21 protein-coding genes are annotated in these 19247 nt (G+C 63.5%); 5 read left to right on the top strand and 16 right to left on the bottom strand.

The annotated features are described in order from the left end of the window. Positions 1–2 precede the first annotated feature (2 nt). Positions 3–671, top strand: coding sequence for an amino acid ABC transporter permease (locus NKI17_RS05515; protein ID WP_352568545.1), 669 nt, complete (start codon positions 3–5; stop codon positions 669–671). Then, positions 668–1315 carry an amino acid ABC transporter permease gene (locus NKI17_RS05510; RefSeq protein WP_023722520.1) on the top strand — a complete coding sequence of 216 codons (648 nt, stop codon included), beginning with the start codon at positions 668–670 and terminating at the stop codon, positions 1313–1315. The genes NKI17_RS05515 and NKI17_RS05510 overlap by 4 nt, the downstream gene beginning before the upstream one ends. A 16-nt stretch (positions 1316–1331) precedes the next feature. Here the strand turns inward: NKI17_RS05510 and NKI17_RS05505 are convergent, their stop codons facing one another. After that, positions 1332–2735 (bottom strand): MATE family efflux transporter, encoded by a 1404-nt coding sequence (locus tag NKI17_RS05505; RefSeq protein ID WP_352905510.1) that lies wholly within the window; start codon positions 2733–2735, stop codon positions 1332–1334. Between the two features lie 234 nt (positions 2736–2969). Here NKI17_RS05505 and NKI17_RS05500 point away from each other — a divergent pair, with 234 nt between their 5' ends. After that, positions 2970–3551: a histidine phosphatase family protein gene (locus NKI17_RS05500; RefSeq protein ID WP_352456011.1), complete on the top strand. Its 582-nt coding sequence runs from the start codon at positions 2970–2972 to the stop codon at positions 3549–3551. A gap of 14 nt (positions 3552–3565) precedes the next feature. Here the strand turns inward: NKI17_RS05500 and NKI17_RS05495 are convergent, their stop codons facing one another. The 9 genes from NKI17_RS05495 to gcvA form a co-directional block, all read right to left on the bottom strand. Beyond that, positions 3566–5152, bottom strand: coding sequence for an FGGY-family carbohydrate kinase (locus tag NKI17_RS05495; RefSeq protein ID WP_352568547.1), 1587 nt, complete (start codon positions 5150–5152; stop codon positions 3566–3568). Further along, positions 5149–5832, bottom strand: a complete 684-nt coding sequence (locus NKI17_RS05490) for an HAD family hydrolase (protein ID WP_352455927.1) — start codon at positions 5830–5832, stop codon at positions 5149–5151. Before NKI17_RS05490 ends, NKI17_RS05495 begins: the two co-directional genes overlap by 4 nt. Positions 5833–5847: 15 nt before the next feature. Beyond that, positions 5848–7326 carry a mannitol dehydrogenase family protein gene (locus NKI17_RS05485; RefSeq protein WP_352905509.1) on the bottom strand — a complete coding sequence of 493 codons (1479 nt, stop codon included), beginning with the start codon at positions 7324–7326 and terminating at the stop codon, positions 5848–5850. Positions 7327–7397: 71 nt separating this feature from the next. Then, positions 7398–8168 carry an L-iditol 2-dehydrogenase gene (locus NKI17_RS05480; RefSeq protein WP_352905508.1) on the bottom strand — a complete coding sequence of 257 codons (771 nt, stop codon included), beginning with the start codon at positions 8166–8168 and terminating at the stop codon, positions 7398–7400. Then, positions 8165–9169, bottom strand: a complete 1005-nt coding sequence (locus tag NKI17_RS05475) for an ABC transporter ATP-binding protein (protein ID WP_023676991.1) — start codon at positions 9167–9169, stop codon at positions 8165–8167. The genes NKI17_RS05480 and NKI17_RS05475 overlap by 4 nt, the downstream gene beginning before the upstream one ends. Before the next feature lie 51 nt (positions 9170–9220). Next, the gene (locus tag NKI17_RS05470) at positions 9221–10045 is read right to left on the bottom strand and encodes a carbohydrate ABC transporter permease (RefSeq protein ID WP_023676992.1); all 825 of its coding nucleotides are present in this window, start codon (positions 10043–10045) and stop codon (positions 9221–9223) included. 208 nt (positions 10046–10253) lie between these two features. After that, positions 10254–11126, bottom strand: coding sequence for a carbohydrate ABC transporter permease (locus NKI17_RS05465; protein ID WP_023676993.1), 873 nt, complete (start codon positions 11124–11126; stop codon positions 10254–10256). Positions 11127–11240: 114 nt separating this feature from the next. Further along, positions 11241–12551, bottom strand: a complete 1311-nt coding sequence (locus tag NKI17_RS05460; protein WP_352905507.1) for an ABC transporter substrate-binding protein — start codon at positions 12549–12551, stop codon at positions 11241–11243. Positions 12552–12763: 212 nt separating this feature from the next. Further along, a complete protein-coding gene (gene gcvA, locus NKI17_RS05455; protein WP_352578172.1) occupies positions 12764–13675 on the bottom strand; it encodes a transcriptional regulator GcvA in 912 nt (303 codons plus the stop codon). A 110-nt stretch (positions 13676–13785) separates the two neighbouring features. Here gcvA and NKI17_RS05450 point away from each other — a divergent pair, with 110 nt between their 5' ends. Beyond that, positions 13786–13971: a hypothetical protein gene (locus NKI17_RS05450; protein ID WP_254815832.1), complete on the top strand. Its 186-nt coding sequence runs from the start codon at positions 13786–13788 to the stop codon at positions 13969–13971. Between the two features lie 75 nt (positions 13972–14046). On the opposite strand, the gene NKI17_RS05445 is transcribed toward NKI17_RS05450, so the two are convergent. Beyond that, on the bottom strand, positions 14047–15006 hold the full coding sequence (locus tag NKI17_RS05445; RefSeq protein WP_352588659.1) for a sugar-binding transcriptional regulator: 960 nt from the start codon (positions 15004–15006) through the stop codon (positions 14047–14049). 360 nt (positions 15007–15366) lie between these two features. On the opposite strand from NKI17_RS05445, the gene NKI17_RS05440 reads away from it, so the two are divergent. Beyond that, complete coding sequence (locus NKI17_RS05440) at positions 15367–15999, top strand: HAD family hydrolase (RefSeq protein WP_352701862.1); 633 nt, start codon at positions 15367–15369, stop codon at positions 15997–15999. A gap of 22 nt (positions 16000–16021) precedes the next feature. On the opposite strand, the gene NKI17_RS05435 is transcribed toward NKI17_RS05440, so the two are convergent. The 5 genes from NKI17_RS05435 to NKI17_RS05415 form a co-directional block, all read right to left on the bottom strand. Further along, complete coding sequence (locus NKI17_RS05435) at positions 16022–16789, bottom strand: class II aldolase and adducin N-terminal domain-containing protein (protein ID WP_352905506.1); 768 nt, start codon at positions 16787–16789, stop codon at positions 16022–16024. A gap of 80 nt (positions 16790–16869) precedes the next feature. After that, positions 16870–17511, bottom strand: coding sequence for an urease accessory protein UreG (gene ureG, locus NKI17_RS05430; RefSeq protein ID WP_352577615.1), 642 nt, complete (start codon positions 17509–17511; stop codon positions 16870–16872). Beyond that, complete coding sequence (locus NKI17_RS05425; RefSeq protein WP_352577616.1) at positions 17508–17948, bottom strand: DUF3995 domain-containing protein; 441 nt, start codon at positions 17946–17948, stop codon at positions 17508–17510. The genes ureG and NKI17_RS05425 overlap by 4 nt, the downstream gene beginning before the upstream one ends. After that, the gene (locus NKI17_RS05420) at positions 17945–18634 is read right to left on the bottom strand and encodes an urease accessory protein UreF (protein WP_352905505.1); all 690 of its coding nucleotides are present in this window, start codon (positions 18632–18634) and stop codon (positions 17945–17947) included. Before NKI17_RS05420 ends, NKI17_RS05425 begins: the two co-directional genes overlap by 4 nt. Then, positions 18627–19235 carry an urease accessory protein UreE gene (locus NKI17_RS05415; RefSeq protein WP_352905504.1) on the bottom strand — a complete coding sequence of 203 codons (609 nt, stop codon included), beginning with the start codon at positions 19233–19235 and terminating at the stop codon, positions 18627–18629. The genes NKI17_RS05420 and NKI17_RS05415 overlap by 8 nt, the downstream gene beginning before the upstream one ends. Positions 19236–19247: the final 12 nt, after the last annotated feature.

The raw sequence follows: 19247 nt of genomic DNA, 5'->3' as shown, positions 1-19247 counted from the left end.
CGGTGAGCTATAGCCTCGACTTCGGCTGGCTTGCCGGGGCGACAGGGGCGATCGCGCGCGGCGCGGCCACGACGATCCTGTTGATCGCTGTCACCACGCTGGCGGGAACGTTGCTCAGCATCCTCGGCGCCGCAGGGCGGCGGAACGGTCCGCTCCTGCTCAAGCGGGCGATCGGCGTCTATGTCGAGGTGATCCGCAACACGCCGTTCCTGGTGCAGCTATTCTTCATCTTCTTCGGGCTGCCCAGCATCGGCGTCAAGCTCGATCCGGTGCTGGCAGCCATGCTGGCGATGACGCTCAACATGGCCGCCTATACGATCGAGATCGTTGGCGCCGGGCTCGACGCGGTGCCGCCCGGGCAGACGGAAGCGGCACTGGCGCTTGGGCTCAGGCCGCGCCAGGTCTTCATCAAGATCGTGCTGCCGCAGGCGCTCAAGGTAATCTATCCGGCGCTGACCAGCCAGATCGTCATCATGATGCTGGAATCCGCCGTGGTATCGCAGATCGCCGTTCGCGAGCTGACCTATGAAGCCGACATGCTGCAGGCGCGCACGTTCCGGGCTTTCGAGACCTATTTCATCGTGACGATGGTCTATCTCATCCTGTCGATTGGGCTGCGCCGGCTGCTGGTCGGCGGCGGGCGCCGGCTTCTCGGAGCCGGCGTGTCATGATCGAATTCACCTTCTGGGACATTCTGCGCAACCTGCTGCTGGCGGCGCGCTGGACGGTGCTCTTGTCGCTGGCCGCCTTTGTCGGCGGGGCCGTGGTCGGCATGATCGTGCTGTTCTTCCGGATCGCCAAGAATAAATGGGCGCGCCGGTTTGCCTCCGGCTATATCGCGCTTTTCCAGGGCACGCCGCTGCTGATGCAGCTCTTCCTGATGTTCTTCGGCTTGCCGATGCTGGGCCTGCGCATCGAGCCGTGGACCGCGGCGGTGCTTGGCCTGACCTTCTTTGCCAGCGCCTATCTCGCCGAGATCTGGCGCGGCGGCGTCGATGCACTGCCGCGCGGCCAGTGGGACGCCGGCGCCAGCCTCGGCCTGCACTATCTGCAGGAACTCCGGCTGATCATCTTGCCTCAGGCGTTTTCGATCACCCGCGCACCGACCGTCGGCTTTCTGGTGCAGCTGATCAAGTCGACCGCGCTGACGTCGATCATCGGTTTCGAGGAGCTGGTGAGGACATCCAACGCGATCAACAATGCGACCTTCGAACCGTTCAAAGTCTATGGGCTGGTAGCGCTGATCTTCTTCGTCATGTGCTTTCCGCTGACGCAATACGCACGTTCGCTCGAGCAGCGGGCGGCGGCCCGCTGAGCGGGCGACCAGCAATTCAACGCCCGAATACCAGCGGCGGCGCGATCCTGTCACGCCGCAGCCAGCGCCCTAGCAAGAGCGCCGCAACCACCGCCAGTCCCGACGACAGGCCGATCCAGATGCCGACGCCGTTGAAGCCGAAACGGAAGGCCAGCAGCACGCCGAGCGGCAGCCCGACGCCCCAATATCCGATCGCGGCATAGATCATCGGCACCTTGGTGTCGTGCAGGCCGCGCAGCATGCCGCTGGCGACCGCCTGCGCACCGTCAAAAACCTGGAACAGCGCGGCAAAGGCGAGGAACGACACGGCAAGCGCCACCACCTCGGCATTAGCCGGATTGCCCAGATCGATGAAGGCGCCGATCAAGAGATGCGGCCACAGGATCATCACTAGCCCCATCAGCGCCATGAAGGAGACACCGACGACATAGGCGGTCCAGCCAGCCCGGCAGACACCTTCCGGATTGCCGGCGCCGTGGGCAAGTCCGACGCGCACCGTCACCGCCTGGTTGAGGCCGAGCGGCACCATGAAGGTGATCGAGGCGATCTGGATGGCGATCGCATGGGCGGCAAGCGAAGCCGCATCGATCAGGCCCATGAGAAAGGCCGCCGCGTTGAAGATCGTCACCTCGAACGCCAGCAGGCCGGCGATCGGCAGGCCGAGCCGCAGCAGGCCCTTGAAGCGCGGCCAATCGGCGCGCCAGAAGCGTCCGAACAGACGATAGCGCCGGAATTTCTTCTCAAGCATCACCACCGCCGCCATGCCGGCGAACATCAACGTGCTGGACAGAGTGGTGGCGAGGCCGGAGCCGGCGATGCCCATCGATTGGATGCCGAGATTGCCGAACATGAACAGCCAGTTGAAGAAGGCGTTGCAGGCGACGGCAACGAAGACGATGATCAGCGCCCAGCCCGGCCGCTCCAGCGCCGAAATGAACGAGCGCAGGACGATGTAGCCGAAAAAGGGCAGCACCGCCCATTCGAGCCAGCGCAGATAGATGCCGGCCTGGTGCGCCAGCGCCGGTTCCTGACCCAAGGCCAGCAACACGCTCTCGCCGTGCCAGAGAAGGGCCCATATCGGAATGCAAATGAGGATCGCCAGCCACAGACCCTGGCGCACGGTGCGGCGCAGGTCGCGCACCGAGTGCCGGCGACGGCCGAGCTCGGTCGCCATCATCGGCGAGGTCGCCAGCATCAGGCCGAGCCCGAAGATGAGCGGCATGAAGTAGAGATTGGCACCAAGCGCACCGCTGGCCAGCGTGTCCGGCCCCAGCCGCCCCATCATCATGACGTCGGTAGCGGTCATCGCGGTCTGGCCGAGATTGGTCAGCACCATCGGCCAGGCGAGCGCCAGCATCGCCCTGATTTCCCGACGCCAAAGGTTTTCCGGCGCGCGAGCGTCGGCTTCGATCGCAGACATTCTAGTTTTCCGCCTATCCGATTGCGGCACGTCGGCAAGAGCCGGAAGCCGCGTCTCAGCGCGGAAAATGGCCAAGATCGGCCGGATTCCGCATTACGACGGGTTTGTCTATCAAATGGGCACCGGTGGCAAGAGGCTGACTTGCGGAAGGGTTAAGCCAGTCGGTTCAATGCAGGCTATTGGAGAGGCTATGGAAGCCGCTATGGTCGCGGCAGAATCCATTTGAAAGGCAGCCTGATGAGCGCGTTTCCCGAAATCTATCTGGTTCGGCATGGCGAGACGGAATGGAGTGCGTCCGGAAAACATACCGGCCGAACCGACATACCGCTGACGCCGGCCGGCGAGGAAGCGGCAAGGCGGATCGCTGAGCGGCTCAAGGGCCTGTCCTTCTCGGCGGTGTGGTCGAGCCCGTCGCAGCGCGCCTTCAACACCTGTGCGCTGGCCGGCTTCGGCTCGTCAGGCGTGAAGAAGGACGATCTGGCGGAGTGGGATTATGGTGCCTATGAGGGATTGACCACCAAGCAAATCCTCGCCGAGCGCCCCGGCTGGCGTCTCTTTCGCGACGGCTGCCCGAGCGGCGAGTCCGCCACGGATGTCGGCTCGAGGGCGGACCGGATCGTCAGCCAGTTGCGCGAGGTCGGCAGCAATGTCCTGGTCTTCTCAAGCTCGCATTTCCTTAGGGTGCTGGCCGCACGCTGGCTCGGCCTGCCGCCGCAAGCCGGCGCGTTTTTCGTGCTGGATACCGCCAGCATAAGCGTGCTCGGTTATGAGCACGACCTTGACGAGCCGGTCATCCGGCGCTGGAACCAGAGATAGCAACCGATCCCGATTTATCGGATCGCGTCCAGCGCCTGCCTTTGCCTGTGCATTTCGAGAAACACGCGGTAGTCGCGATCGAACCGGCCGGCGGCAGCCGGATTGGGCTCTCGCGTCCTGCCGCCCTGTTGCATGGCGACGCAGGCAGCGTTCAAATCGGGAAAAAGCCTGGCCGCGGTGGCGGCAATCATGCCGGTGCCGAGCAGCACCGCCTCGTCCGCCAGCGGCTCGACCACCGTGCAGCCGGTGGCATCGGCATAGAGCTCCATCAACAGCGGGTTCTTGGTGTGGCCGCCGGTGACGTGCAGCGTGTCGATCAGATAGCCGTTCTCGTTCAGCGCTTCCAGCACATGACGGACGCCAAGCGCGATGCTGACGGCGGTGCGCCAGTAGAGCTTGCACAGACTGTCGAAGGAGGCATCCAGCGTCAGCCCGCTGATGACGCCGACGGCATGCGGGTCGGCGAGCGGCGAGCGGTTGCCGTGAAAATCGGGCAGTACGTGCAGCCTTGCGGCGAGGTTTTCGCCCTCGGCGGCACGCAACTCGGCGACGCGGTGGGCAATCCTGGCATGCATGGCGGCATCCGGCTCGCCGCCGGCGCCATGCCAGCGGATGATGTGGTCGAGCAGCGCGCCGGTGGCCGACTGGCCACCTTCCGACAGCCACAGGCCGGGAAGGGCTGCGCCATAATATGGGCCCCAGACACCGGCGAAAGGCTGCGGATCGGGCGACATCGCCATGACGCAACTCGACGTACCGGCAATCAGGGCCAGATGGCGGCCGATGTTCGTCGCGTCACCGGCGAAACCGCCGAGCACGCCAAGCGCGCCGGCATAGGCATCGATGACGCCGGCGCCGACCCGGCATTTTTCGGTGAGGCCAAGCTCCGTCGCGGCTTGCGCGCCGAGCGGGCCGATATCGGCACCGACCGGGCTTGCCTTTTCCGGCAGGTTGCCGTGCTCAAAGATATCGCCGAGCCCGACGGCTTCGAAGAAGTCGCGCCGCCAGCCGGTCGCTTCATGGGCTAGATAGGTCCATTTGGCGGTCAGCGTGCATTGTGAACGGGAGAGCGAGCCGCTTGCCTTCCAGGTGAGGAAGTCGGTGAGGTCGAATAGATAGCCGGCTTCGTTCCATGTTCCGGGCAGGTTGCGCTTCAGCCACATCAGCTTCGGCGTCTCCATTTCCGGCGACATGACGCCGCCGATATAGTCGAGCACAGCGTGGCCGCTTTCAGTGCATTCGTCGGCCTCGGCAATTGCGCGATGGTCGAGCCAGACAATGGTGTCCCAGCGCCTTTCACCAGTGACGGACACGCTGAGCTGGCCGCCATGCCGGTCTCGCACCACCAGCGAGCAGGTGGCATCAAAGGAGATGCCGACGATATCCTCGGCCCGCACGCCCGCCTTTTCGCGGGCAGCGCGGACGGCCATGCACACCGCCGACCATATATCCTGCGAATCGTGCTCGGCATGGTCGGCCTTCGGCTGTTGCATGGCGATCGGGTGCTCGGCGCGGCCGAGCAAGGCGCCACCGGTGTCGAGAATGCCGGCACGAGCGCTTCCGGTGCCGACATCGACCGCGCAAACGAAACTGTTGGTCAAGGTGTTCTTGCTCTCGCTCCCAGGCCTGCAATCAGATCGGGCAATTGCAGCATGTCAGCGAATATAAAGTCCGGCTCACTCGACGCAAGCCGCGCTTTCAATGCCGGGTTGCCGGTGTGCGAGCCGCCGGTGAAGGCAAGGACGCGCATGCCGGCCGCCCGCGCCGCTTCGATGCCGGCCGGGCTGTCCTCGACGACGAGGCAGTTTCGCGGGGCCGCTCTCATTTTATCTGCTGCATGGAGAAAGAGATCGGGCGCCGGTTTGCCCCGCGCCACCATGGCGGCGCTGAACAAATGCGGCTCCAGCAGCCCAAGCAACCCGGTGACGTCGAGCGCATAGCGGATGCGTTCCAGGGTGCCGGAGGAGGCGACGCAGCACGGTACGCCGAGCCTCGGCAGGACCTGTGCGATACCTGGCATCGGTTTCAGCTCCTCGCGGAATCTGCGCATCAGTTCGGAGCGCATCTCGGTCAGATGCTGGTCGGTGAGATCGAGCCCGAAGTCGCTTGCGAGGATTTCGCGGACGCTCTTCATGCTCTTGCCGAGGAAGTGCTCGTAGGCAATGTCCTCGCTGACGTTGCCGCCGGCAAGCGCGATCATCTCCAGCAATGCCGAGACGGACAGCATCTCACTGTCCACCAGCACGCCGTCACAGTCGAAAATGACCAGTTCAGGCGTCATCGCGCTGGATCGGCTTCAGAGGTCGCCGGCGAGATAGCGCGTCAGTGTCGCGCGCGCGCCGTCCGCCCACAGCAGTCTCAGCGCTTGGCCGAAGGCTTCAGCGAACGGCGGCGAGCGGCCGATATCGCCATAGATGTCCTCCATGGCAAGCCAGGCGGCAGGCATGTCCCTGGCCGCCTTGGCCGTCGCCTGCAACCGGCCCCAGTTCGGGTCGTTGGGCTCGGTGACGGCACCGGAATCCGTCGTGCCGAAGCAGTAGCGACACCAGAGCGCCGATTCCAGCGCAAGGCCGGTGACACTTTTGCCAGCCTTCAGCCGGTCGGCGATGGTCGGGATGATGAATTTCGGCTGGCGGTTGGAGCCGTCGAGGCAAAGCCGGCGTATGGTGTCGCCTATCTTCGGATTGGAGAAGCGGTGCTCGATGAGCTGGTAGTAATCTTCGAGGTCGGTGTCCGGAACCGGCGGCACGGTCGGGATGATTTCGTCATGCTCGAGCTTGTCGAGGAAGCCGCGTACCAGCGGCTCCTGCATCGCCTCATGGACGAAATGGATGTCCATCAGCCCGGCCGGATAGGCGATGGTCGCATGGCCGCCATTGAGGATGCGGATCTTCATCAGCTCATAGGGCGCGACGTCGCTGACGAACTGCACGCCGACCTTTTCCAGCGGCGGGCGGCCGTTGGTGAAACGGTCCTCCAGCACCCATTGCTTGAACGGTTCGCAAAACACCGGCCAATTGTCGTCGAGGCCGAACTCGCTGGAGAGAATGCCGCGCTCGCGGTCGGTGGTGGCCGGCGTGATGCGGTCGACCATGCCATTGGGAAAGGCAACGTTCTCGCTCACCCAGTTTGCCAAACCTTCGTCGATCAGCCGCGCAAGGCCGATGACGCCATCTGAGGTGACGTGGCCGTTATGGGGGATGTTGTCGCAGGACATAATTGTGAAGGGCACGATACCGTCGGCGCGGCGGCGCAGCAGCCCGGCGAGGACGAGGCCGAAGACGGTCTTCGGGGTCGCCCCCGGCTCAGCGTCGGCAACGATGTCGGGATGTGTCGGATTGAAGACGCCGGATGCCGGATCGATGAAATATCCGCCCTCGGTAATGGTCAGGGAGACGATCTTGATCGCCGGATCGGCAAGCCGCTCGACGATTGCGGCCGCATCGCCCGGCACCAGGAAGTCGATCATGACGCCGGTGACGCGCGCGCTCATATGGCCGCTGTCCTGCTCGACCACGGTGGTCAGCCAGTCCTGCTCCTGCAACTTGCCGCGGCCGACCTTCTCGCCCTCGAAGACGCCGGCGCCAACAATGGCCCAGTCGTGGCCGACACCCGAATTGAACAGGTCGTCGAGATAGACGGCCTGGTGCGAGCGATGGAAATTGCCGACGCCGAAATGCACGATGCCGGCCTTGAGCGCGGCGCGATCATATTCCGGGCCGGCGACCTTGGGCGGCAGCTTGGCGAGGATGGAAGAAGAGAGTTTCACGGTCATCTGCTTTTACCCTTTAGCGGGACGGCTCTTCCCCCCGTGGAGGAGACGGGGGGAAGAGCGCCTTCGCCCCCTCAACTCATCCACTGGCCGCCATCGACATTGTAGGTCTGGGCGACGATGTACTCGGCCTCATCGCTGGCCAGGAACACCGCCATGCCGGTGAGGTCTTGCGCCGTGCCCATGCGGCCATAAGGCACGGCTTCGCCGACCAGCCTCTTCTTCTCGCCCCTCGGCCGGTTCTCGAACTTGGCGAACAAGGCATCGACATGGTCCCAATGCTCGCCGTCGACGACACCCGGGGCGATGGCATTGACGTTGATGCGGTGTTTGATCAGGTCGAGCCCTGCCGACCGGGTGAGCGAGATGACCGCCGCCTTGGTGGCGCAGTAGACAGCGACCAGTGCCTCGCCGCGGCGCCCGGCCTGGCTTGCCATGTTGATGATCTTGCCGCCCTTGCCCCGGGCAATCATCGAACGGGCGGCGGCCTGCAACGTAAACAGCGTGCCGGCGACGTTGACCGAAAACAATTTGTCGTAGCTTGTCTTGGTGATCTCGACGATCGGCGCCAGGTCGAACAAAGCAGCGTTGTTGATCAAGATATCCAGGCCGCCGGCCCTGGCTTCGACCGCCTTGACGGCCTCATCGATAGACGCGAGATCGGTGACGTCGAGCTTTACCGCGTAGGCGTTGCGGCCGATTTCCGAAGCCGTCTTCTCGGCGGCTTCGAGATTGATGTCGCCAATCGCTACCGTCGCCCCTTCGCGCATGTAGGCTTCGGCAAACGCCCTGCCGATGCCGCGCGCCGATCCGGTAATCAGCGCCGATTTACCCCGGAGCCTCATTGCAGCATCGCCTTCCCGTCGGCGCCGAAACGATGCAGCTTGGCCTTTTCCGGCGTCAGGTAGATCGTGTCGCCGTGATGGGCGGCCAACTCGCCGTCGGCACGCACCGTCAGCTGCCCGACACCATCCGCCTGGACGTGCAAAAACGTGTCGGAGCCGAGATGCTCGGCAACCCCGACCGTCGCCTTCCAGTCGCCTGACGTCTTCGAAATGTTCATATGCTCCGGGCGGATGCCGACTGTCTTGGCGCCATATTTGGCGGCCGGCGCGCCTTCGATCAGGTTCATCTTCGGCGAACCTATGAAGCCGGCGACGAACAGGTTCTTCGGCGTCTTATAGAGCTCCATCGGCGAGCCGACCTGCTCGATATTGCCGGCATTGAGCACGACGATCTTGTCGGCCATGGTCATCGCCTCGATCTGGTCGTGGGTGACGTAGACCATGGTTGTCTTGAGCTGGTGATGCAGCTCGCTGATCTCCAGCCGCATGGTGCCGCGCAGCGCCGCGTCGAGATTGGACAAAGGCTCGTCGAACAGGAAGGCCGACGGCTGGCGCACGATGGCGCGGCCGATGGCGACGCGCTGCCGCTGGCCGCCGGAGAGCTGGCCGGGGCGGCGGTCGAGGTAGTTGGTGAGGTTCAGGATCCGCGCGGCGTCCTTCACCTTCTTGTCGATGGTCGCCTGGTCCTCGCCCGCCATCTTCAGCGGGAAGGCGATGTTCTTCGCCACCGTCATGTGCGGGTAAAGCGCATAGGACTGAAACACCATGGCCAGCTTGCGCTTGGCCGGCGCCTCGCCGGTGACGTCGCGACCATCGATGATGATGGTGCCGCCGCTGGTATCCTCGAGACCGGCGATCAGACGCAACAGGGTGGATTTGCCGCAGCCCGACGGGCCGACGAAGACGACGAACTCTCCGTCCTCGATGACCAGATCGAGGCCGGGGATGATGGACGTCGCCCCGAAGGATTTGGAGACGTTCTTGAGCGTGATGTTTCCCATGGTTTCCTCCCCCGAAGGGCTATCTTTTCGTTTTGCGTCAGGCGATGCCCGCTACTTTACCGCACCGAATGTCAGGCCTCGGACCAGCTGCTTCTGGCTGAACCAGCCCATGATCAGGATCGGCGCGATCGCCAGCGTCGAGGCGGCCGAAAGCTTGGCCCAGAACAGCCCCTGCGGGCTGGAGAAGGAGCTGATGAAAGCGGTGAGCGGCGCGGCCTCGGTGGTGGTCAGCCGGATCGTCCAGAACGCCTCGTTCCAGGCGAGAATGATGTTGAGCAGCATGGTCGAGGCGATGCCGGGGACCGCCATCGGCGTCAGCACGTAGATTATCTCGTTCCAGAGCGATGCGCCGTCCATGCGCGCCGCTTCCAGGATCTCGCCCGGGATCTCGCGAAAATAGGTGTAAAGCATCCAGACCACGATCGGCAGGTTGATCAGCATCAGCATGACCATCAGGCCGATGCGGCTGTCGAGCAGACCGGTATCGCGGAAGATCAGATAGATCGGAAACAGCACGGCGACGGCCGGCATCATCTTGGTGGAAAGCATCCACATCAGGATGTCCTTGGTGCGTTTGCCCGGCGAAAACGCCATCGACCATGCCGCCGGTATGGCGACGAGCAGAGCCAGGATGGTCGAGCCGACCGACAGGAACACCGAGTTCAGGAAGAATTTGAAATAGCCGTTCTGCGCCTGGACCTCGGAATAGCTCTCCGTGGTTCCCGACGGGAACAGGTTGAAGCCCTGGATAGCCTCCTGCTCCGATTTGAACGAGGTGATGATCGTATAGAGGATCGGGAAGAAGATCAGCAGCGCGACGATCCAGGCGGCCGCGGTAGCAATCGTCTTGTGCTGGGTGGTGACTGCACGTGCCATGGTCAGGTCCTCCCTATCGGCGATGTTGGCGGCAGGGTCGACCCCCACTCCGGTTTGCTGCGCAAACCACCTCTCCCCCGATCGACGGGGTAGAGGAAGGGCGCGGCTTCGATGCAGGCGTTTTCCTCTCTCCCGGGCAGGGGGAGAGGTGTCCCGCGCAGCGGGACGGAGTGGGGGTGGTTCAGCGCACGTGCCATCTTATCCTCCCTTATTTATCCAGGTTCTTGCCGACAGCGCGCATGGCGAAGAAGGCAACGATGTTGGCGAGAATGACGGCAATGATACCGCCGGCGGACGCCTGGCCGATTTTGAACTCCAGCAATGCCTTCTGATAGACGAGGAAGGGCAGGTTGGTGGAGGCGTAACCCGGGCCGCCATTGGTGGTGACGAGGATCTCGGCATAGACCGACAGCAGGAAGATCGTCTGGATCAGGATGACGACGGTTATGGCGCGCGACATATGAGGCAGCGTCAAATAGATGAAGCGGCTGATGAAGCCGGCGCCGTCCATTTCGGCGGCTTCCTTCTGCTCGACGTCGAGCGACTGAAGCGCGGTCAACAGGATCAGCGTAGCAAACGGCAGCCATTGCCAGGCAACGATGATGATGATCGCCAGGAGCGGGTGCTGCCCGAACCAATCGATCGGCTGCCCGCCGAAGAAGCGCGCAATATCGGCGAAAACCCCGTACTGCGGATGCATGATCATGTTCTTCCAGACCAGTGCTGCCACCGGTGGCATGACGAAGAACGGCGAGATGACAAGGATGCGGACGATGCCCTGTCCCCACATCGGCTGATCGAGCAGAAGGGCGAGCAGAATACCGCCGATCACCGTGATCAAAAGCACGCTGACGACGATGGTGAGCGTGTTGAGGATCGACTGCAGGAATGCCGGGTTGGAATAGAACAGCGCGTAGTTCGAAAACCCGACGAAGCCGTCGCGCATCGGATTGAGCGGGTTGTATTGCTGGAAGGAAAACCACAGCGTGAATGCCAGCGGCACAATCATCCAGACCAGCAGCAGCACCACGGATGGCGCCATCATGAAACGGGCAAGCGAACGGGTCTGCTGAGTAGCCATGACGGTCACCCTTCGAGGTCGGCCAAGTTTTTCAGCGGTGTGAAAGCTGGCCGCCCGAACTGGGATTCGGGCGGCCGTTGCCGGTCGCCATTGGCAACCGGCACCCGGAGGAGCTTACTTGATGTAACCGCCCTCGGTCATCGTCGCGGTGGCGGCGTCCTGCGCCTGCTTCAAGGCATCGTCGACGCTCGACTGGCCGGCAAGTGCCGCCGAGAAGAGCTGGCCGACGGTGGTGCCGAGACCCTGGAACTCAGGAATGGCGACGAACTGGACGCCGACATAAGGCACCGGCTTGACGGTCGGGTGCGTCGGATCGGCGGAGTTGATCGAGTCCAGCGTCATCTTGGCGAAAAGTGCTGCCTTCTGGTATTCGGGATTGGCATAGAGCGACGAGCGCGTTCCCGGCGGAACGTTGGCCCAGCCTTCCTTCGAGGCGACGAGCTCGGCATAGTGCTTGCTGGTTGCCCAGGATACGAACTTTTGAGCGGCGTCGGCCTTCTGCGTGCCGGCGGGGATGGCTAGCGACCATGCCCACAGCCAATTGCCGCGCTTGCCGAGGCCATTGTCCGGCGCCAGCGCATAGCCGACCTTGTCGGCGACGGTGGAGTTCTTCGGGTCGGAAACGAAGGAGGCAGCGACGGTAGCGTCGATCCACATGCCGCATTTGCCCTGCTGGAACAGCGCCAGGTTTTCGTTGAAGCCGTTGGACGACGCGCCCTCGGGGCCGTCGGCCTTCATCAGGTCGACATAGAACTGCAGCGTGTTCTTCCATTCGGGCTGGTCGAATTGCGGCTTCCAGTTCTCGTCGAACCAGCGCGCGCCGAACGAGTTCGACATGGCGGTCAGGAAGGCCATGTTCTCGCCCCAGCCGGCCTTGCCGCGCAGGCAGACGCCGTTCACGCCGTTGGCGCGGTCGGTCATCTTGTCGGCGGCCTGCTTGATGAAGTCCCAGGTCGGTGCATCGGGCATCTTGAGCCCGGCCTTTTCCATCAGGTCCTTGCGGTACATGACGAAGGAGCTTTCGCCGTAGAACGGGGCTGCGTAGAGCTTGCCGTCGACCGACAGGCCGCCGGCTATGGCCGGGATGATGTCCTTGACGTCGTAATCGTCGCCGAGTTTGTCGAGCGGCAAAAGCCAGTTCTGCTTGGCCCAGATCGGCACTTCATAGGTGCCGATAGTCATCACGTCGTACTGGCCACCCTTGGTGGCGATGTCGGTGGTGACGCGCTCGCGCAGGACGTTTTCCTCGAGCGTGACCCACTGCAGCTGAATGTCGGGATTTTTGGCGGTGAAGTCGTCGGTCAGCTTCTGCATGCGGACCATGTCGCCATTGTTGACCGTGGCGATGGTGATGGATTCGGCATGCGCGGCGAAAGCGAGGGCGCTGGCCGAGAATAGGCCTAGGGTGAACGTGCGAAGTTTCATCAAAATTCCTCCCATAAACCAAGATGAGCATTTGCCTTGGCTGTGAGCAATTACTCACTTGCGATGAATTATGTCAAGACGGATTCGTTGCTGCAGCGCAGCACGCCGGGTCTCGTGCAGCGGCAAGCCTGGGACGTTTGCGGCATGTCTGACGAAGGATTCGGCCGGGCTGATTGGGCCCGGCGCTTTGCTCGGGCTTGCTGGGATTCAGCCTACTGGCAAGCGATCTCGCTCAGGATCCAATCGCGGAAGGCGCGGATCTTCGGCACGTTGCGTCGTGCCGTCGGATAGACCAGCCAATAGGCGTGGCCGTCGTCACCGACCAGATCAAAGGGCTGGATCAGGCGGCCGTCGGCAAGTTCGGTCTTGAACAGCGCCTTGGTAACGATCGCCACGCCGTGGCCGGCAATCGCGGCATTGGCCTCGTAGGCCTGCGCGCCCATGCTGGTGCCGGGACGCTTGGCCAGCTCCTCGACCGGCAGGCCGGCGGCGGCAAACCAGTCCCGCCACCAGATGTCACCCGGGTCGAGGATCGGCAGTCGCAGCAGGTCGGCCGGCTCCTTGACGCCGCCGATGCTTGCCGCGAGCTTTGGACTAAGGACCGGCGTGAAATCGGCCCTGAAAAGCATATGGGTCTCGACGCCCGGCCAGTTGCCGCCGCCGGAGCGGATGGCGATGTCGATATCCTCTCTGGCAAAGTCGACAACCCTGTTCGAAGTATCGACGCGCACCGCCAGCGACGGATGCGCGACCTGGAACGAACCGAGATGCTGCGCCAGCCAGTTGGAGGCAAATGTCAGCAGCGTCGAAACGCAAAGCAAGCCGTCGGCGCCGGTGCGCGCGGCGGCATAGGCGCCGCTCAACAGCGCGAACGCCTCGCTGACCGCGGGCGCCAGGCGCTGGCCGGGTTCGGTCAGCACGATCTGTTTTGGCTGGCGCAAGAACAGGGGCGCGCCGATGCGCTCCTCCAGAAGCTTGATCTGATAGCTTGCCGCCGCCTGCGTCATGCCAAGCTCCTGGGCGGCCTTGGTGAACGAGAGATGCCGCGCCACCGCCTCGAACACCCGGATCGCCTGAAGCGGAGGAAGCTGCGAAACCAGCTGTCGTGAATTGAGCTCCGGCATAAGCCCTCCTTATGGGCAGTGATCGACGTTTGATTGGCGGCACCGGCCGGTCCTACCGATATTCCGTGTTGAAGATCAATTACGCCTAGAGATAGCGAAGGCTGACGATCATGACCACAATACAGGAAAAGCTGCTTCTTGCTCCAGCCCATGGCTGGTTTTCACGGTTGGCGCGGGGATTGGCAAGGCACGCGGCGCGGAAACGGGCCTATCTCGACGTCCGGGAGCTGCCGCCGCATCTGCAGCGCGACATGGGCTTTCTCGACGGCAACGATCCTTGCGGCCGGCACCAGTAGTGACGCTCGTTCTATCGGGGATTCAGATGCGTTTCGATTTCACATGATCGTTTCCGACCGCCAGCGGCTCGGAGATCATGCGCCCGCCAGCAAGGCGGCGGCGGTCCGCTCATCGGTGATGAGGCCGTTGACCAGCCGCCGGTTGACGGCGGCGAAGATGCCCGGCAGCTTGCGGTCGCCCATGGCAAGCGCGATCACCAGCGACTTTTCGCGCGACGGCAGCGGTGCCGACGACACCCGATCATTGGTGATGCCCTCGATCATGCGGCCGTCACGATCGAATACCCAGCCGACGATCTCGGCGACGCCGCCGGCCTTCTGCAGCGCCTTTAATTCACCCTCCGAAATGAAGCCGTCCTCATAAAGCGGCGCCTTCGGGCCGAGATCGCCGATGCCGACAAAGGTGACGTCGGCCTCGGCCGCAAGCGCCAGCGTCGGCTGGATCATCGGCTGGCTGAGCAGCATCTCGCGCTCCTCGGGCGAGGAAGCGATGACCGGCAAAGGCATCGGAAACGAACGCGCCTTGACCCTGTCGGCCATGGTGAAGATGACGTTGTAGAAGGCCGCCGAGCCGTCCGGCGAGATGTTGCCGGTCAGCGATACCACCTTGTGCTGCGGGCATTCCATCGGCGGCAGTTGCTCGATCGCGGCCTTCAGCGTGCGGCCGGTGCCGCTAGCCATGACGATCGGCACCGGCGACCGCAGCCGCCGTTCGATCTCGGCCGCCGCCGCCTCGGCGACGCCGATGACGGTGGAGGAAGAAGAAGGGTCGCTCGGCACCACCTCGACCAGATCAAGCGCAAAGCGCGATTTCAACCGTGCCGCAAGGTCGAGGCAATTGGCGATCGGATGGTCGACGCGCACCTTGATCAGCCCTTCGGAGACTGCGAGCGACACCAGCCGCTGCGCCGTCTGCCGCGAGATGCCAAGTGTGGCGGCGATCTGGTCCTGGGTGTTGCCTGCGACATAATAGAGCCAGCCGGCACGCGCCGCGTCGTCCAGCCTGTTGCCACCGCTGTCCTGCCGCGAATTCAAGTTCCTGCCTCCCAACCCGCCGAGCATAAGAGGCGGAGCGCAGTAGTTTCGCAGGGAATGAACTTGCGCGCAATTGCCTATTGTAAGAGCAATTGCTTAGTGATGAAACTTGGTGTTTGGAGCGAAGTGACAGGTCGACCCAGTCTCGTTGCAACAGCAAGGCTGTCGAGGTCGCACCAATCCCGGTTCTAAAGCGCGTTGCGTTCGATCGGCCTCATGCGACGCGTTTTAGGTTCCTTTTTTATGCATGTCGTCATCGCAAAACCGCTGCACACTTTGCGCGACATGCATTAGCGGGGACGCGGCGGTTTATCTCGCGCGCTAAACGCTTTAAGGAATTTTTTGAGAATGGAGCCTTGCATGACGCCGAAAGCGGTTTTCTGGGATATGGACGGCACGCTGGTCGACAGCGAGCCGCTGCACGAGGCGGCGCTGATTGCGGCGCTGCACAGCGTCGGCATCGCGCCGCCGGCCGACCTGCATGAGCGCGTGCTCGGCATAGCCGCATGGCCGGTCTACGAAATGCTGCGCGACGAGTTCGGCCTCGACCTGCCTTTCGACGACTGGATCGTGCGCAAATACGATCACTATCTGCCGATGGCCGAAACGCTGATGCCACGCACCGGCGCGATCGAGATTTTCAATGAGCTGCGCGCGCTTGGCGTGCCGCAAGCGGTGGTGTCCAACTCGGACAGGCTGATCGTCGATGCCAATCTGCGCGCCGTAGGCCTCGTATATCCCGGCATGAAGACGGTCAGCCGCAACGACGTGCGTGAAGGCAAGCCGCATGCCGAACCTTTCCTGCGCGCCGCCTGGTTGGCCGACGTCGATCCCGCCGAGGCCGTGGCGGTCGACGACAGCGTGACCGGCGCCACGGCGGGGCTGGCAGCTGGAATGAAGACGATTTTCTGGCCAGAGGTGCCCATGGAGGGGCCGCCGGGGGCGATTGTCATCAACAGCGCCGGCGAATTGCGGGCCGAACTCGGGCTTTAAGCCAGGCCCGGCGGGACCGCGCTCAACTCCGGTAGGCAGGCTCCTGCTCGTCGAGGATCGCCTTCAGTTCGGAAAGGTGGCGCTCGGCCTGGCCGGGATAGTCTTCCTGTTCCCTTGCCGCTTTCTCCGCGATCTCATCCGACAGTACCCGCAGCGGCCGGCCGGTCCACAGCGCCTTGATATAGGTTTCGGCGGCGCGCTCGAAATAGAACATGCGGTTGAAGGTGTCGGCGACGCTGTCGCCGATGACCAGCACGCCATGGTTGCCCATCACCATCACCTTGACCTTCGGGTCGACAAGAAGCTGGGAGCAGCGCTCGCCCTCTTCCTCGAAGGCCAGCCCGCCATAATGAGCGTCGACGACATGGCGGTTGAAGAAGATCGCCGAGTTCTGGTCGATCGGCGGCAACGTCGAGTCGGCGAGCGAGGCAAGCACGGTGGCGTGGATCGAGTGGACATGCATGACGCAGCGTGCATGACGCGCGTTGCGATGGATGGCGCCATGCAGGCCCCACGCCGTTGGATCGGGCGCATTCGGGCCGGCCAGCGTGTCAGGATCGTTGGCGTCGATCAACAGCAGGTCGCTCGCCTTGATGCGCGAGAAATGCACCTGGTTGGGGTTCATCAGGAACTGCGAGCCATCGTCGTTGACCGCCAGCGAGAAATGATTGGCCACCGCCTCGTGCATGTTGAGCCGCGCCGTCCAGCGGAAGGCGCAAGCGAGATCGACGCGCTCCTCATAGAACGGCAGGTTGGTCAGCACTTCCTTTTGCAGGCGGGCGATGCTCATCGTAACCTCCGTGAAAGAGGCGAGAATGCCGCGCGACTGGAACGCGCGCAACCGGTTTCGTTTGGTGCAGGCGAGCGCCGTTATGCCGCCGTGCTGGTGGCCGCGCCGACCCTCAGCCCGCCATGCTCGACGATGAAATCTATCACCTCCTGAAGTCCCTTGCCGCGCGACAGGTCGGTGAAGCCGAACGGCCGTTTGCCGCGCATGCGGGCAGCGTCGCGTTCCATGATGTCGAGATTGACGTTCACATAGGGCGCAAGATCGCTCTTGTTGATGACCAGGAAATCCGACCGCGTGATTGCCGGCCCGCCCTTGCGCGGAATCTCCTCGCCCTGGCAAACCGAGATGACATAGAGCGTCAGGTCGGCAAGGTCCGGCGAGAAAGTGGCGGCGAGGTTGTCGCCGCCCGATTCGATGAAGACGATGTCGAGATCCGGGAATTTTTTGGTCATCTCGGCGATCGCCTGCAGATTGATCGAGGCGTCCTCGCGAATGGCGGTGTGCGGGCAGCCGCCGGTCTCGACGCCGATGATGCGATCCTCGGGCAGCGCCTGGAGGCGCGCCAGCATCATGGCGTCTTCCTTGGTGTAGATGTCGTTGGTGACGACGGCGATCGAGAACTCGTCGCGCAGCGCCTTGCAGAGCTTTTCGGTGAGCGTCGTCTTGCCGGAGCCGACGGGACCGCCAATGCCGATGCGAAGAGGACCATTCGGGGTTATCATGCGGGGAACTCCGTGAAGGCAAGGATGGCGAAGCCGAGGCCGATCAGCAGGCACAGCGGCGAATAATAACGCAGATCGAGCCGCACGAAAGGCTGCTCGGGCGTCAGCTGGCGCCACCAAGGCGTGAAGCCGGCAATGCCGCGCGCCAGGAAGACCAGTGCGATGAGCAGCGCTGTGGCGGCAAGCCCTGCCTTGGGAAAGGGCGTGGCAAACACACCTTCGAGCGCCATGGGCCACAGTGTCGCCAGGCCGAGGCAGGCGGCGACGGCGAAGCTGGCGAAGGGCGCCGGCATTTCGTCGACGCCACGGAAGCCGACCACCGCGCGGGCGCAGGAGGCAGCGTCCCTGCCCGGCCAGATGCCGCCAATGCCCCAATAAACATGCAGCGTGGTGATCAGCAGCAGGACCAGCGAGAGCGCGAAAGCGAGGACGATCATGAGCGGAACAGCCGCGAATACTGGGCCTCGTGCTTCATCGCCGTGACGTCGGAGATGAAAGCGCAGCCGCCGAGATCATCGAGGGTCGAGCCGGCAGCGCGGTCGGCCGTGGCCAGGGCAAGCGGTTCGAAGGCGGCCAGTAGCGTCATCGCGGCACTCTGGCCAACGATGCCAAGCCGGATCGCAGCCTGGACGAGATTGGAGAAGAAGGCCTGCAGAAAGGCCGCCAGGGCGTCCCGCAGCGCAATGCCGTGATCGCCGGCAACGGCGCCGACGGCAACGCAATAGGCGCATTCGGCCGGCAGGCGATCCAGCACTTGGCACGGCCAGGCGAAGGCCGCCTTCAGGAAAGCAGCGCCCTGCAGCATGGTCTCGGCATGGCGCTCGCGCGAGCCTGCCAGAGCTTCGGCAAGGGCGACGACTTCATCGAGATCGCCGGTTTCGCGCGCCCTGCGCCAGCTTTCGGCAAACAGCACCGCATCATTCCAGCCCGAACCCATCTCGACCAGCGTTTCCAGCCACGCGGCGAGCTCTTTGCTGTCGGCAACCAGCCCGGCATGCACGGCTTGCTCGAGACCATGGCTGTAGGAAAAGCCGCCGACCGGGAAGGAAGGCGACAGCCACGCCATCAGCCGCAACAAAGCAATATTGGAAGGCTGGGCAACGTTGGAAGGCTGGTCAGTCATGGTCATGGTCGTGCGAATGGCTGTGGGAATGCGATTCGCTATGGCCATGGGAATGCGATTCGCTATGGCCATCGGAATGCGCTTCGGCGTGGCTGTGCGCATGCGCCTCGGCATGAGCGTGGCCGTGGCCGCCATGCCCGGAATAGGCGCCGCGCACCGGCTTGAACGGCTCGGAGACGTCGCTAACGGTGGCGCCCAATCCCTCCAGCATCGCCTTGATGACATGGTCGCGCAGAATGAGGATGCGCCCAGCTTCGATGGCGGCTGCGAGATGGCGGTTGCCGATGTGCCAGGCAAGCTCTGCCAGATGGACAGGGTCGCTGGCCCGGACGTCGTAGAGCGCCTCCTCGGCCGCGATGATCTCGATGTGGCGGCCATCCTCCAGCACCAGCCGGTCACTATGGTTCAAGGTCACCGGTTCGGGCAGGTCGACCAGCACCTTGTCGCTACGGGCCGTTTCGATGGCGCGACGGCGCAGATGCCGCTCGTCATGGGCAAGCACCGCACTGTCGTATGGCGTGGTGGTTCCGGCTTCGCCCGCGGCCAGGACGGAGACGGCGCGCGGGAATTTGGTGAAGTCGGTGCGAATATCGAGCTTCATGTAAAAACTGCC

Origin of the sequence: Mesorhizobium sp. M0816, assembly GCF_040320005.1 — a bacterium.
Classification (GTDB): domain Bacteria; phylum Pseudomonadota; class Alphaproteobacteria; order Rhizobiales; family Rhizobiaceae; genus Mesorhizobium.
This window is presented reverse-complemented; position numbering and strand designations above follow the sequence as displayed.